Origin of the sequence: Pseudidiomarina donghaiensis (assembly GCF_900116895.1) — a bacterium.
Taxonomy (GTDB): Bacteria; Pseudomonadota; Gammaproteobacteria; order Enterobacterales; family Alteromonadaceae; genus Pseudidiomarina; species Pseudidiomarina donghaiensis.
The window spans coordinates 1-13,746 of the sequence record NZ_FPCF01000012.1 but is presented as its reverse complement, the minus strand read 5'-3'; the positions used below and the strand labels follow the sequence as shown (position 1 = coordinate 13,746).

At 44.5% G+C, this 13,746-nt stretch carries 11 protein-coding genes; 10 read left to right on the top strand and 1 reads right to left on the bottom strand.

Annotated elements, in window-relative coordinates; translation table 11 throughout:
- Positions 1-45: 45 nt before the first annotated feature.
- The 10 genes from BM334_RS12475 to BM334_RS12430 all read left to right on the top strand — a co-directional run bounded on the left by BM334_RS12475 (position 46) and on the right by BM334_RS12430 (position 13,452).
- The gene (locus tag BM334_RS12475; protein WP_228759564.1) at positions 46-477 is read left to right on the top strand and encodes a potassium channel family protein; all 432 of its coding nucleotides are present in this window, start codon (positions 46-48) and stop codon (positions 475-477) included.
- Positions 478-1,506: 1,029 nt separating this feature from the next.
- The gene (locus BM334_RS12470; RefSeq protein WP_092842175.1) at positions 1,507-2,310 is read left to right on the top strand and encodes a GIY-YIG nuclease family protein; all 804 of its coding nucleotides are present in this window, start codon (positions 1,507-1,509) and stop codon (positions 2,308-2,310) included.
- A gap of 91 nt (positions 2,311-2,401) precedes the next feature.
- Complete coding sequence (locus tag BM334_RS12465) at positions 2,402-3,595, top strand: hypothetical protein (RefSeq protein WP_092842174.1); 1,194 nt, start codon at positions 2,402-2,404, stop codon at positions 3,593-3,595.
- A 284-nt stretch (positions 3,596-3,879) separates the two neighbouring features.
- Positions 3,880-4,812, top strand: coding sequence for a WYL domain-containing protein (locus BM334_RS12460; RefSeq protein ID WP_092842172.1), 933 nt, complete (start codon positions 3,880-3,882; stop codon positions 4,810-4,812).
- A gap of 8 nt (positions 4,813-4,820) precedes the next feature.
- The gene (locus BM334_RS12455) at positions 4,821-6,581 is read left to right on the top strand and encodes a type I restriction-modification system subunit M (RefSeq protein WP_092842169.1); all 1,761 of its coding nucleotides are present in this window, start codon (positions 4,821-4,823) and stop codon (positions 6,579-6,581) included.
- Positions 6,571-7,872 (top strand): restriction endonuclease subunit S, encoded by a 1,302-nt coding sequence (locus tag BM334_RS12450; protein WP_092842167.1) that lies wholly within the window; start codon positions 6,571-6,573, stop codon positions 7,870-7,872. The genes BM334_RS12455 and BM334_RS12450 overlap by 11 nt, the downstream gene beginning before the upstream one ends.
- Positions 7,862-8,587: a hypothetical protein gene (locus BM334_RS12445; RefSeq protein ID WP_092842165.1), complete on the top strand. Its 726-nt coding sequence runs from the start codon at positions 7,862-7,864 to the stop codon at positions 8,585-8,587. The genes BM334_RS12450 and BM334_RS12445 overlap by 11 nt, the downstream gene beginning before the upstream one ends.
- 103 nt (positions 8,588-8,690) lie before the next feature.
- Positions 8,691-11,891 carry a type I restriction endonuclease subunit R gene (locus BM334_RS12440; protein ID WP_092842163.1) on the top strand — a complete coding sequence of 1,067 codons (3,201 nt, stop codon included), beginning with the start codon at positions 8,691-8,693 and terminating at the stop codon, positions 11,889-11,891.
- Positions 11,888-12,730, top strand: a complete 843-nt coding sequence (locus BM334_RS12435) for a hypothetical protein (protein ID WP_092842161.1) — start codon at positions 11,888-11,890, stop codon at positions 12,728-12,730. Before BM334_RS12440 ends, BM334_RS12435 begins: the two co-directional genes overlap by 4 nt.
- Positions 12,731-12,807: 77 nt before the next feature.
- On the top strand, positions 12,808-13,452 hold the full coding sequence (locus BM334_RS12430) for an RES family NAD+ phosphorylase (RefSeq protein ID WP_092842159.1): 645 nt from the start codon (positions 12,808-12,810) through the stop codon (positions 13,450-13,452).
- A 19-nt stretch (positions 13,453-13,471) separates the two neighbouring features.
- Here the strand turns inward: BM334_RS12430 and BM334_RS12425 are convergent.
- The coding region (locus BM334_RS12425) for an integrase core domain-containing protein (protein WP_143119035.1) at positions 13,472-13,746 on the bottom strand (275 nt) is incomplete at its 5' end.

The following is a 13,746-nucleotide window of genomic DNA, read 5'->3' as shown; positions in this document are numbered from 1 at the left end:
GTTGGGTGCTAAAGTAGATCACAGTAATTTCTGGGTAAATTTGTAATGCAGTTGCTTCTCGCGTTTGTAATCAATAGTTTGCTTGTCGCCGTAGTGGTCATGGTGCATTACGGCATATTGCACCAGATCGTTAAAATCCTACCACGTTTTACTTTCGCTCATAGCCTACGGATAGTTTTCGGAGTCTTTGGCGCCTTGATTGCTCATGTTATAGAAATATGGATTTTTGCTTTAGGTTACTATTTTAAATCTCAAGGTTCGGGTTGGGGTAGTTTAGAAGGCAATTTTGATGGTACGTTGTTGGACTGCGTATATTTTTCGTTTACGGTTTACACAACAGTCGGCTTTGGTGATATTGAGCCTTTAGGGTATATTCGCTATCTTACAGGCATTGAGTCAATAGCAGGGTTGGTACTTATTACTTGGACAGCTTCGTTTCTCTATCTCGAAATGCAGCGTCACTGGGATCAGCGTTAGTGGTATGCACCCAACAAGGTGCTCAAGCCGAACCTTCACCTACGTTGCGCAGGCTGGTTCGCTTCGCTCATTATATCTCGCCGTGCTACACTCTCGATTCGGCCGGCTTAGCACGGCGTTGGGTGTAAAAAAACATCTTGGTTCTAAATGTGCAGAAGCCTGGCATTATTAGTCGTGGTGGTTCGAGGCGAGAACGTTTTTAATAACGGAAGTCAGAGGGCCAAAGCTATCTTTCCTGCAGGTTGGGGAACAGGGTTAACCTAAGTTAGAGCGGCGAATATCGTCGTCGTACCAGTTCACAAGCCGTGTTTATTTTCATTTGCAAAACAGTGGTGTTCCCGCAAAAAACGGTGTTCTATACTTTAGCTGTCCTTGGGGTTTCACATCGCAAGCAGCCTAAAAGCGTGCCAGTCTTTGCAAGGCTAAGTTAGTTCGCTGGAAGTGGGTAGGTTCTAACTGGCAGGCACCCAACAAGACGCTCAAGCTGAACCTTCACCTACGCTCCGCCCAGCGCATGGCTTCGCCATTGTACGCGCTGTGCTACACTCTCGGTTCGGCCGGCTTAGCACGGCGTTGGGTGTAGGTAAAACATTCTAAATTTTGTTTTCTAGTCGTCAGAGTTCAGTGAAGGCTTTGCGCGAACGATATTATTTCTGTGGTCTTTGGTATATCGTTTCCGGCGCGTTTTAAAGGAAGGTTGTCGTTGAAATTCTCGGCTTGAAGAGTTTGAAATGAGGGCGTAGGTTTTTTCAGTGTTAACCATTTTATCAAGCTTTTCTGGTGGTTCGCGTAAGTTGGGCAAGCGGCGCGTACACCCCTTCTTCAATTTGGCCATTGTAGTACATCTTCAAAGTAGGGTAGTTCAGGGCTTCTTGGTGGGGCAGTGGTTCCTAGTGCGCAAAGCACCCAACAAGGTGCTCAAGCCGAACCTTCACCTACGCTCCACACAGCGCATGGCTTCGCCATTGTACGCGCTGTGTTACACTCTCGGTTCGGTCGGCTTAGCACGACGTTATGCCCTAAGGTGTTATGAGTAACTATTACGTCTACGTTTACATTGATCCCAGAAATTTCGAGGAGTTTTACTTTGGAAAAGGTAAAGGCTCCCGTAAACATGCTCACCTGAATGACGACTCGGATAGCGAAAAATCCCGGCGGATAAAGGCCATCAAGAAAGAAGGGTTGGAGCCAATAATCAGGGTTATTGCTCGCAATCTATCTGAGCACGATGCGCTGCTGGTTGAGAAGACGCTACTCTGGAAGTTGGGTAAGCAGTTAACGAATATATCCTCGGGCCATTATGCAGACAATTTTCGTCCGCATGACTCCCTACACAAATACCTTTCGGGGTTCGATTTTCAAAATGGGCTATATTATTACAACGTAGGGGAAGGTGTGCATCGCAACTGGGATGACTACGTTTCCCATGGGTTTATCTCCGCAGGTCAGGCACCAAGATTCCGGGATGCAATGCTAGGTTTGCAGACAGGGGATTTTGTCGCAGCATATCTCAAGCGCCACGGTTTTGTTGGGGTTGGCCAAATTACTCAAAGCGCTCGGCCGGTGCGTGACGTTCTGGTAGGCGGTATCCCACTTTTGCAGCATGAGCTGGTATGCCCAAATATTGCAGAAAACTCGAACGATCTCGATAAGTCGGAGTATGTCGCACTCGTCGACTGGATCAGGACTGTTCCGCGAAACGAGGCAAAGTGGAAATCAAAGAGTGGGCTGTTTACCTCGCAGCTCATCCGAGCCTCGTTGGATGGTCAGCCAGAAACTATAAAGTTTTTGGAACAGGAGTTTGCCGTTGATTTCGCGGAACTTCTGGCATAACAATCGGCTGCACAGCGACCGATTTTCCGCCGCTTTGCGGCTCCAAGCCGGCGCGTGAGCCGGGCGTTAGGCATCACGCAGAGAGGATTGCATGTCCGAGGGATTGACTGAATCAGAAAAATTTGTGAACTCTATTTGTGAGAGAGCTTTTCTTAATCTTTGGACTCATCCAAATCCGATTGGGAAGAAAGGAAAAGAGCTTTGTGATTGCTTAATTGTCTGCGAAAACCATATCGTTATTATTTCTGTGAAGGATATTAAGTACAAAGACACAGGTGATGAAGCTGGCTGGAAGAGGTGGACTAAAGCAGCAATAGATAAATCGGCTTCTCAAATATGGGGCGCTGAACGATGGCTAGATTCTTCTGTTGAGTTCACCAGGCACGATGGCCGAAAGGTCGAGTTGCCACCAAAAGAGGATCGAATCGTACATCGTGTATCTGTATCACTTGGGGCTCAGCGAAGAATACCCACAAAGTCGGGAGACCTAGGTTATGGAATCGTACATGTTTGCGATGAGTTTAGCCTTGGAGCAATTTTTGGCCTTCTAGATACGATCACGGACTTCGTTGGTTTTCTTTCCGAAGTTGAGGCTTTAATAAACAGGGCCAATATAGTTTTCAGCGGCGGTGGCATTGAAGACTTATTGGCTATCTATTTATTAAACAATCATTCGTTCCCTTACGAAGAAGCTGATTTACTAATAATTGATGATACGGTTTTTCGAGGGTTTATAGACTCTGATGACTACAAAGCGATCCAAGAGTCTTATAAGGATTCATATTTTTGGGACAAGTTGATCGAGCATTTTGTGGGTGATCTCCTTACTGATGGAATGTTTGAATATGGCACAAATCAGGTCACTGATAATCAGCTGGCTCTTGTTCAAATGGCCCTCCAGCCGCGTGGTCACAGAGCAAATCTAGTCGATGCCTTTTCTGAGTTTTTACAGAAGCCTGAGTTAAAAATTGCTGCAAGAGTAGTTTTGGCGCACAAAAACACGGCATTTGTATTCCATCTAGGGCCAAGCAGTGATCGAGAATCCAGGGTTCAAGAGCTAGGCTTTAGGTGCTTGGTTGTAAGAGGTCGCCTTCCCGATGTCCAAATTGTAGTTGGCATATCAAGAGATAAGTTGGGGCCGTCAGAGGTTGGGTACTCTCACGATATTGTTTATGTAGACATCCCAGAATGGAATGATGATTTCGAAGAACAAGTAACTGGAATACAAAAGGAACTCGGTTACTTCGAAAACGCATCCTGGGCTAAGAAACCAGAAAATGCCTAACAACAGCGCCGCTGTCGGCGAAATGCGGCATAAATATTCTATGAGATGACTGTGTTATAAATGGGGTATTTACAATTGGTCTTGCGATGATTTTTTTTGCGAAAGGGCAGAACTCCGAAGAAAAAGAAACGAGCGAACGCGAGTAGTTCAATCCGCTAAAACATTCCTCAAACCTTCCCTTGTAAATATTTTGTGATACGATGTGACCTAATAAATTTAATTAGGACAGATTTATTCAGTGCGAAATAAACAAAACAATCGCTCGAACAAGGTCAATCAGCCGCATGACAAATAAGGTGCTGACTCAAAAGCCACATGCGAAAACAAATAGTTCTGCGCAACTTGCAAAGTTGCCGCAGGCGACACGTGATCGTATTGCCCACATCGACTTCACCTTGTTGTTTAAGGGCGAAGCCATACGCGCGGATGTGGTCAATCGTTTTAGCATCACCGCAGCACAAGCCACTAAAGACTTTACCTTGTATCGAGAGCTAGCGCCGCACAACATCGAATATGATCCAAAGCTCAAAGTACATAAGCGTGGCAAAGCGTTTACACCCTTGTTTGACTATGACGTGGTAAGAACGCTGGCCACCATTAGCCAGGGTTACGGCGACGGCTTTACCGGCAAAGTAAAACCTCCACTAGCCTGTGAAGCGCCTTATCACCTAAACAAGCCCAGATTATCAATCGTCGCCAAAGTCACCGAGGCCATACACAAAGGCAAAGCCTTAAGCATCACCTATGTGTCGCTATCTAGCGGCGAAACAACGCGTGAAATTGTGCCGCATACGCTGGTGGATAATGGCTCACGTTGGCATGTTCGTTGTTACGACCGTAAACGAGCAGAATTTAGAGACTTTGTACTCACCAGAATTAAATCAGCCGAAGTGTTAGAAAATTCCACCTTGCACGAGACTGAACTCGAAACACAAGATCGGCAATGGAACCGCTTTGTCGAATTACAAATAGTGCCGCACCCCCGAGTTAAACACAAAGAAGCCATCGAGCTAGACTACGGCATGGTTAACAGCGTGATGAAAATAGAAATAAGAGCGGCAACCGCCGGCTATTTACTTCGACTTTGGAATGTCGATTGCTCCAAAGACGCGAGTCTACACACACCCGAATTTCATTTGTGGTTAAAAAATTATCAAACTTTATACGGAGTCGGTAACCTAGCGATAGCGCCAGGTTTCGATAGTGTTACAGCATAGGGAAGAACATGAAAAACACAGAGCAGCTATTTTTAGAAGAACTCGATAAAAAACTATGGTCGGCAGCAGACCGGTTACGCAATAACCTCGACGCCGCAAACTATAAGCATGTTGTGCTGGGTATCATCTTTTTAAAATACGTGTCTGACGCCTTTGAAGAGCGCCAACAAGAGTTGCGCCATTTATTCACGCAAGACAACAGCGACGACAATATCTACTTCATGCCGCGTGAAGATTACGACTCTGACGAAGAGTACACCGAAGCCGTCAATGCTGAGTTAGAGCTACATGAGTACTATCAAGAACGAAACGTTTTTTGGGTACCAAAACAGTCACGCTGGGAATTCCTGAAAAACACAGCCGCTTTACCAATTGGCACCGAGATAGACATTGAAGGCCCCAACGGTGAAAAAGAAGTCTTTAAACTGACCTCTGTTTCAAAGCTACTCGATAATGCACTTGAAGCTATCGAAACCTATAAAGTAGAGGGCAAGCTAGCGAACCCGAAGCTTAAAGGCGTGCTGCCGCGCATTAGCCGTTACGAAGTGGATAACCACAACCTCACCGAGCTAATTAACCGTTTCTCTGACACCAGCTTCCGTAACCCTGAATACAACGGTGAAAAATTAGATTTACACAGCAAAGACATATTGGGCCACGTGTACGAGTACTTCCTAGGGCAATTTGCATTAGCCGAAGGCAAGCAGGGCGGCCAATACTACACGCCCAAGAGCATCGTTACCTTGATTGTTGAAATGCTTCAACCATACCAAGGTCGAGTCTATGATCCAGCAATGGGAGCAGGCGGATTCTTTGTCAGTAATGACAAATTCATTGAGGCTCATGCCGCTGATAAACACTATAACGCAGCCGAGCAGCGTAAACATATCTCGGTTTATGGCCAAGAAAGCAACCCAACCACGTGGAAGTTGGCGGCCATGAACATGGCCATTCGCGGAATTGATTTTAACTTCGGTAAAAAGAACGCCGATACGTTCTTAGACGACCAGCACCCAGACCTACGTGCCGATTACGTGATGGCGAACCCACCGTTTAACATCAAAGATTGGTGGCACGCCAAACTAGAAGGCGACGTTCGCTGGAAGTACGGTACCCCGCCGCAGGGAAACGCCAACTATGGCTGGATCCAGCATATGCTGCACCACCTTAATGACAACGGCTCGATGGGCTTGCTACTTGCCAATGGCTCAATGAGTTCTAACACCAACAATGAAGGTGAGATACGCAAAGCTCTCATTACAGGCATCCCTGAAAGAAACATTCCAGGGGACTTAATTGAGTGCATGGTTGCATTACCTGGGCAGCTATTTACCAATACTCAAATTCCCGCCTGTATTTGGTTTTTAACCAAGAACAAGAAGGGCGGTAATGGCAAGCGCGATCGTCGCGGTGAAACTCTATTTATTGATGCACGTAACCTCGGCTTTATGAAAGACCGTGTACTGCGTGACTTTAGCAATGATGACATTGCACAAATCGCCAACACCTTTCACGCATGGCAACAAGGCCAAGGTTACGAAAATGAAAAAGGCTTTTGTTTTAGTGCCAAGATTGAAGACTTGCAAAAGCATGACTTTGTATTAACGCCAGGCCGTTATGTGGGAGCGGCTGATGTAGAGGAAGACTCAGAACCATTTCCAGAGAAAATGCAGCGCTTAACTGCACAGCTAAAATCGCAGTTTGAAGAGTCTGCCCGACTAGAAAAGGCGATTAAGGATAATTTGGCGGGGATTGGTTATGAGTTCTAAGCCTATTCCGCTAAACGAATTTATCATTCTACAAAGAGGACATGACCTCCCTCAAAAAGACAGGGCTGACGGTGACATACCAGTTGTTGCCTCTACAGGGATCGCAGGTTACCACAATGAAGCAAAGGCAAAAGCTCCTGGGGTTGTTATTGGTAGAAGTGGAAGTATTGGTGGTGGCCAGTATATAACCCAAGATTTTTGGCCGTTGAATACTACTTTATGGGTTAAAGACTTCAATGGACACAATGAAAGGTTCATTTACTATTTATTAAGAAGCATAGACTTTAGCTCATTCAATGTGGGCTCTGGTGTTCCGACTTTGAACAGAAATCATCTTTCCTCGATACTTATAGATGACAAAGGACGGCAATTCGAGGATGAAGTTGCGAAAATCCTTGGAGATATCGATGATAAAATCGAACTTAACACTCAAACCAACCAAACCCTAGAGCAAATGGCTCAAGCCATATTCAAAAGCTGGTTTGTCGATTTTGATCCGGTCAAAGCCAAAATGGAAACCTTGGCAGCCGGAGGCAGCAATGAGGATGCAGAACTCGCTGCCATGAGTGCTATTTCCGCAAAAACAATTGATGAACTGCACAGCATGAAAGCCAGCAACCCCGAGGCATTTGCAAACCTTGCAGAAACCGCTGCGCTATTCCCCGCCGCAGTGCAAGACTCGGAGCTTGGGGAGATACCAGAGGGGTGGGAAGTAAAAACTTTATCTAGCATGATACGCCTTACCGGTGGTGGTACTCCTAAGCGTTCTGAAGAAAAATATTGGAATGGCGATATTCCTTGGTTCTCAGTTAGAGATGTTCCATCCGATGGCAATGTATTTGTTGTTGATACCGAAGAAAAAATTACTGAGCTCGGATTGAAAAAGTCATCTACTAAGATACTACCAAAAGGAACGACAATCATCACCGCTCGTGGCACAGTAGGTAAATTGGCGCTTGTGGGTACCGATATGTGTATGAACCAATCTTGTTATGGTATCCGCGGCAAGGAAGTCGGCGACTTCTATAATTACTTCAATTTAAAAGAGGCAGTAGCTACTCTCCAGCGAAATACTCATGGCGCGGTCTTCGACACGATTACTACTAAAACATTTGATACCTACTCGCTGGCATTTGGTGGTTTGGAAATTGCGAATAGTTTTGATGGTTTAATTGCTCCGCTTTTACAAAAAGTTGAGGGTAATGGACGGCAAAATAGAGAGCTAGCGGCTTTACGCGATACTTTCCTCCCAAAATTACTAAGTGGCGAGGTTGAATTAAATGAAATATGAAGATTATTTTTCGCTATTTATTAGCATTGAGGCTGAACTTACAAAATTTTTGTCGGTAATCGATTATTCAGCCAATCATAAAAATATATATTCACACAAACTAGTTTTGCTTTTGCTGCAGGCGTGCCCTATCGTGGAATCATATTTAGTCAAAATGGCAACTAGTTCTTCTAGCGTAAGACAATCTAAACTCTGGGACTCTGAAATCAAAGCTAAAATTTGGGAAAAAAAGGCTAAATCACAAAAGCTCAAAATTGATCGTGATGGCAACAGAATTATTGGTAATTTTCCAAAATTCGCTGGTGTGAATAACGAAGTTTTTTGCCTGTCTAGTAGAAAGATCACCTTTTATCACACCGCCAATTTTCAGAAAAAAGAAACCGGTCAGTATACGGAGTATCAGCCATTTAATACCTTGGAAGGAATGCTACTGCACGATCATTTGGACTACACCTCAACAAATGCAAACTACCCCAAAGGATACAAGACTCCTGATTGGTGGGCAGCATATAATAAGGTTAAACATGATTTTGACTTGGCCCGGAAATCTCACGTTAATTATACAAATGTAATTGAAGCCATCGCCGGCTTATTTTGTGTGCTTTCATATTGCGAACCTGACATAGAGGCCCTTGGCTTAGAGGGCTACTACAAAAACGGAATCGTAAAGACGAAATACTTTGAAGCTGAGTATGATTTGACTGCTACGAACTAAGCTTCCGGCACGCTCAATTCAATGAGTGAAGTAGGTGAATGACTTTGAGTGTGTTTAACACCGAGCTTGAATGTTTTATTTTATTAACGTACGGAACTAGGTAATGAACGAAGAACAATTAGAAAACCTCTGCTTAGACTGGTTCCGAGAAGGTGGCTGGGATGTATTGCATGGCCCTGACATAGCACCCGACAGTACCAATCCACTGCGTAGTGATTATGCTCAAGTTGTGCTTGATAGCCATTTGAAATCAGCGTTTGAAAAGATAAACAAACACATTCCAACGGCACAGTTTGATACTTGTTTTGAGCAATTTAAGGCAATTTTATTAAAACCAGAAAGCCTCGATTTAATTACCAATAACCGAGCGTTTCACCGGTTGCTGCTTCAAGGTGTGCCGATTGAATACAAAAATGATAACGGAGAACCAGTAGCAGACCATGCGTTTATCATTGACTTTGAAAATCTAGATAACAACGCATTTACTGTGGTTAATCAGTTCACCATTACTGGTACTAAACAACCACGCCGGCCGGATGTCATTTGTTTTATTAATGGCATACCTATTGCTGTTTTGGAACTCAAAAGCCCAAGTGATGAAAATGCTGATATTTGGGATGCCTTTAATCAACTGCAAACCTATAAAGATGAAATTTCAGATCTCTTTATTTTTAATGAGGCGTCAGTAGTTAGTGATGGCTATACCGCCAGAGTAGGCTCACTCACAGCCAACCAAGAGCGTTTTATGCCTTGGCGCACCATTAAAAATGAAGATGATAAACCGCTGTTAGAGTGGCAACTCGAAACCATGGTTCGCGGCTTCTTTGACCGTGAACTGTTGTTAGATTACATCCGCTTTTTCGTATTGTTTGAAACCGATGGCGAGCAAATCATCAAAAAAATTGCCGGTTATCACCAGTTTCATGCCGTACGTGAGGCGGTAAAAGCCACCGTTATCGCAGCACAAAGCACGAATTTTGCAGAAGAAAAACGCGCCACGTACGCCGACCAAGTCGTACCCGGTAGCAAAAAGGCCGGCGTAGTATGGCACACCCAAGGTAGCGGCAAGAGCATATCGATGTGTTGTTACGCCGGTAAGCTGTTGCAGCAAAAAGAAATGAATAATCCAACGCTGGTAGTTGTCACAGATAGAAACGACTTAGATGGCCAGCTATATTCGACATTCAGCAATGCAACCGAGCTATTAAAGCAAACGCCTGTTCAAGCGACAGATCGTGACCAATTACGTCAATTACTCGCCGAACGAGAATCTGGCGGCATTATTTTCACCACGGTACAGAAGTTTGCGCTACTTGATGACGAAAAATCACATCCTATTTTAAATGCTCGACACAATATCGTGGTGATTTCCGATGAAGCTCACCGCAGCCAGTATGGCCTCAAGGCTACGCTAAGTGCCGATGGCCAATATAAGTTCGGTTACGCCAAGCATATGCGCGATGCGCTGCCGTCAGCGGCATTTATCGGCTTTACTGGCACACCCATTTCACAAGAAGACAAAGACACCCGAGCAGTATTTGGTGACTACGTGTCTATTTATGACATTCAAGATGCCGTCGACGATGGCGCAACAGTGCCAATTTATTACGAATCACGCCTAGCTAAACTTGATCTGAACCAGGCCGAAATTGCGCAATTATCTGATCAGGTTGATGAAGTGTTTGAAGACGAAGAGGATATTTCCGCCCGCGAGAAATCAAAAGGCGAGTGGAGCCGTTTGGAAAAGTTAGTAGGGGCCACCCCAAGGTTAAGTCAGGTTGCCGCGGATTTAGTCGAACACTTTGAAACACGCAACGCCACAATGGACGGCAAAGCCATGATTGTGGCCATGAGCCGTGACATTTGTGCGCACCTGTATAACGAAATCGTGGCTTTGCGCCCTGAATGGCACTCAGATGATCCAGAGCAAGGTGCCATTAAGATAGTAATGACAGGCTCGGCTTCCGATAAGCCTTTGCTACAACCGCACATTTACAATAAGAAGACGAAAAAGCGTTTAGAGAAGCGCTTTAAGGATGTTAATGACCCGCTGAAATTAGTCATTGTGCGAGATATGTGGCTAACCGGTTTTGATGCACCTTGTTGCCATACCATGTATATCGACAAACCGATGAAAGGCCACAACCTTATGCAGGCTATTGCGCGGGTTAACCGCGTTTTTAAGAACAAGCCCGGCGGCCTAGTGGTTGATTACATCGGTATTGCTAATGAATTAAAGCAAGCACTAAAAACGTATACCGACTCAAAAGGCAAAGGCCAGCCCACACTTAATGCCGAAGAAGCTTATTCTATTCTTTTAGAAAAAATTGACGCCATTCGGGCTATGTTTGGAAAAACACCGAAGTCTGAAGGATTGGATATTTCAGGCTATGAAACAGACGCACATAAAATACTAGTGCCTGCCGCTAACTATATTCTAGGCTTAGAAGATGGCAAAAAACGCTTCTTAGATTTAGTTTTGGCTGCAACCAAATCTTACTCGCTGTGTAGCACGTTAGATGAGGCTAAAGCCTTACGAAAGGAAATTGCGTTTTACTCAGCCATTAAGGCAGCAATCAGCAAGTTTACCAGCGTTGACAAAAAGCGCACTCAGGAAGAGAAAAACTCTGCGCTGAAACAGATCCTCGATAATGCGGTGATATCGGAGGGGGTTGCGGATGTATTTGCACTGTGTGGATTAGACAAGCCGAATATCGGGTTGTTGTCGGATGACTTCCTAGAAGATGTGCGTCAGATGCCGGAGCGGAATTTAGCCGTTGAGTTACTAGAGAAGTTACTGAAAGACGACATTAAAGCGAAAACACGCAACAACGTAGTTCAGGAAAAGAAATATGCGGACCGTTTGCAAGAAACATTGAGAAAGTACAACAATCGAGCCATCGAAACTGCTCAGGTTATTGAAGAGCTCATTCAAATGGCCAAAGAGTTTCAGCAAGAAATGTTGCGCGAAGCTGAGCTAGGTTTAAACGCTGATGAAATTGCGTTTTATGATGCCCTAGCCAACAACGAAAGCGCAGTTCGTGAGCTGGGCGATGAAACACTCAAGAAAATTGCCGTTGAGATAACCGACAAACTCAGAAAATCGACCACCGTTGACTGGCAAGTACGCGACAGTGTTCGTGCTAAGCTGAAAATACTCGTTCGTCGCACGTTGCAGCGCTATAAATACCCACCGGATAAAGCTGCCGATGCGGTGGAGCTGGTGTTGAAGCAGGCTGAATCATTGTCGAACTCTTGGAGTCGGGGCGTGATGGTGGTAACAACAGAAGGTAGAGCCTTATGACCATTTCAAAGCCTTTTAAACGAACATGTCGGCCGTTTATTGAAGGAAATTACAGGCAATCTTCAGATTCTGACTATTTACGGCACAACAAATTTGCCAACGACCCTCAGCACTATGTACGAGCATTTTTAATGTTGCAGGAAGATCTGATGGAGCTATTTAAATATATAGAGCCAGATGATCAAAATCTCTCGACCTATTCCCATAAAATACAACAGCTACTTACGCGAGTTTGTATTGAACTTGAAGCTAACTGGACTGCTATTTTAAAAGAAAATGGCTATCAAAAACAAAGTAACAATCTGAATATCAAAGATTATAACCTCACCGAATTTTCTCATCGGTTGTCTAAATTTCAGGTCAGAATTCCTAATTGGTCTGGTGCTAAAAATATAAGGGCACCATTTGCTAATTGGGCAGAAGAGACCGACAATCAATTGGAATGGTATCAAGCGTACAATAAAGCAAAGCATGATCGTCATTCGCATTTTAAATATGCGACATTAGACAATCTTCTTGATGCCCTAAGCGCGCTTGCCATAGTACTTGCGAGTCAATTCAATCAAGAAGACTATTCACATCAACCCGACACTTTGATTATAGGTGGCGGATACGGGAGTGACGATGAAATGTCTTCAAGTATTGGTGGTTTTTTTAGGGTTAAGTATCCTAATGATTGGCCAGTCACGGAACGATATGACTTCGACTGGAAGTCACTATCACAGGAGTCAGAACCATTTGCCGACTTTGATTATAACGAAGTTAGACGAATTAGATGTAAGGCGATAGAGGCGAAGAAACAAAAATCACCGCGACATCGAAAAGCTAAAAATTATTGATGAGCTGATGTAAATGGGAAATGTGATTTGGCATGAAATGCTGAACGAGATCGAAGGACTCACAAATCGAGAATTATATGCCGTTTAAATCATGGGATAGTTATAGTAGGTTTCAAAAATCGGTAGTTGGGGAGTCCCGATATATTCAAAGCGACGAGGCTACTGATTTTCTACAGGCAATAATTACGTCAGGTAAGGAACGAGTAAGGCTGATTCCGAAAGGTACTCAGCTCTGGCGGGCTCAGTTGGGCCATGATCTCCGTCCCGAACACGTTGGAGAGGAACTGATGGACTACTTTCCGACCGCATACAAGCCCGAACGTATGAAGCCATTACGAGATAGTGCGCGAGAAGGGAGAGCAAACCCTAAGGGAATCCCTTTTCTGTATACCGCGACTGGCAAAGAAACTGCAATGGCAGAAGTAAGACCTTGGATTGGTTCGATAATCTCCGCTGGGCAATTTATAACTGTCAAAGAGCTAAAGCTAATAGATTTTTCCGTCGAGCAGGGAGACGAACAATATTTCTTTTTTCATGAACCAACAGAGGAAGAGAAAGTTCGAGCAGTATGGTCTCACATCAATAACGCCTTTTCCCGACCTGTTCTCGAATCGGACACCACCGCTGATTACGCACCGACACAGATCATAGCTGAGTTTATCAAATCAAAAGGCTACGATGGCATCGTCTACAAAAGTGCATTTGTAATTCCCCCATTTTAAGCAGCAGTTATTCGTAGAATTAATGAACCGCTTGCGTTAATTGTTTGGGCGGAATGCCTCCGATAGCCGTGTTAGGGCGTTCGTTGTTATAAAGCCAAAGCCACTGAGTGGCAAGTTCTTGTGCATGTTCGACGCTTTCAAACAGGTGTAAATCGAGCCATTCATGCCGTACTGTTCGATTAAATCGCTCAACATAAGCATTCTGAGTCGGTTTACCTGGTTGAATGTAGAGCATCGTAATTTGATGCTTTTCAGCCCAGTTAATCAGCTCGCTTGACAAATATTCTGGGCCAT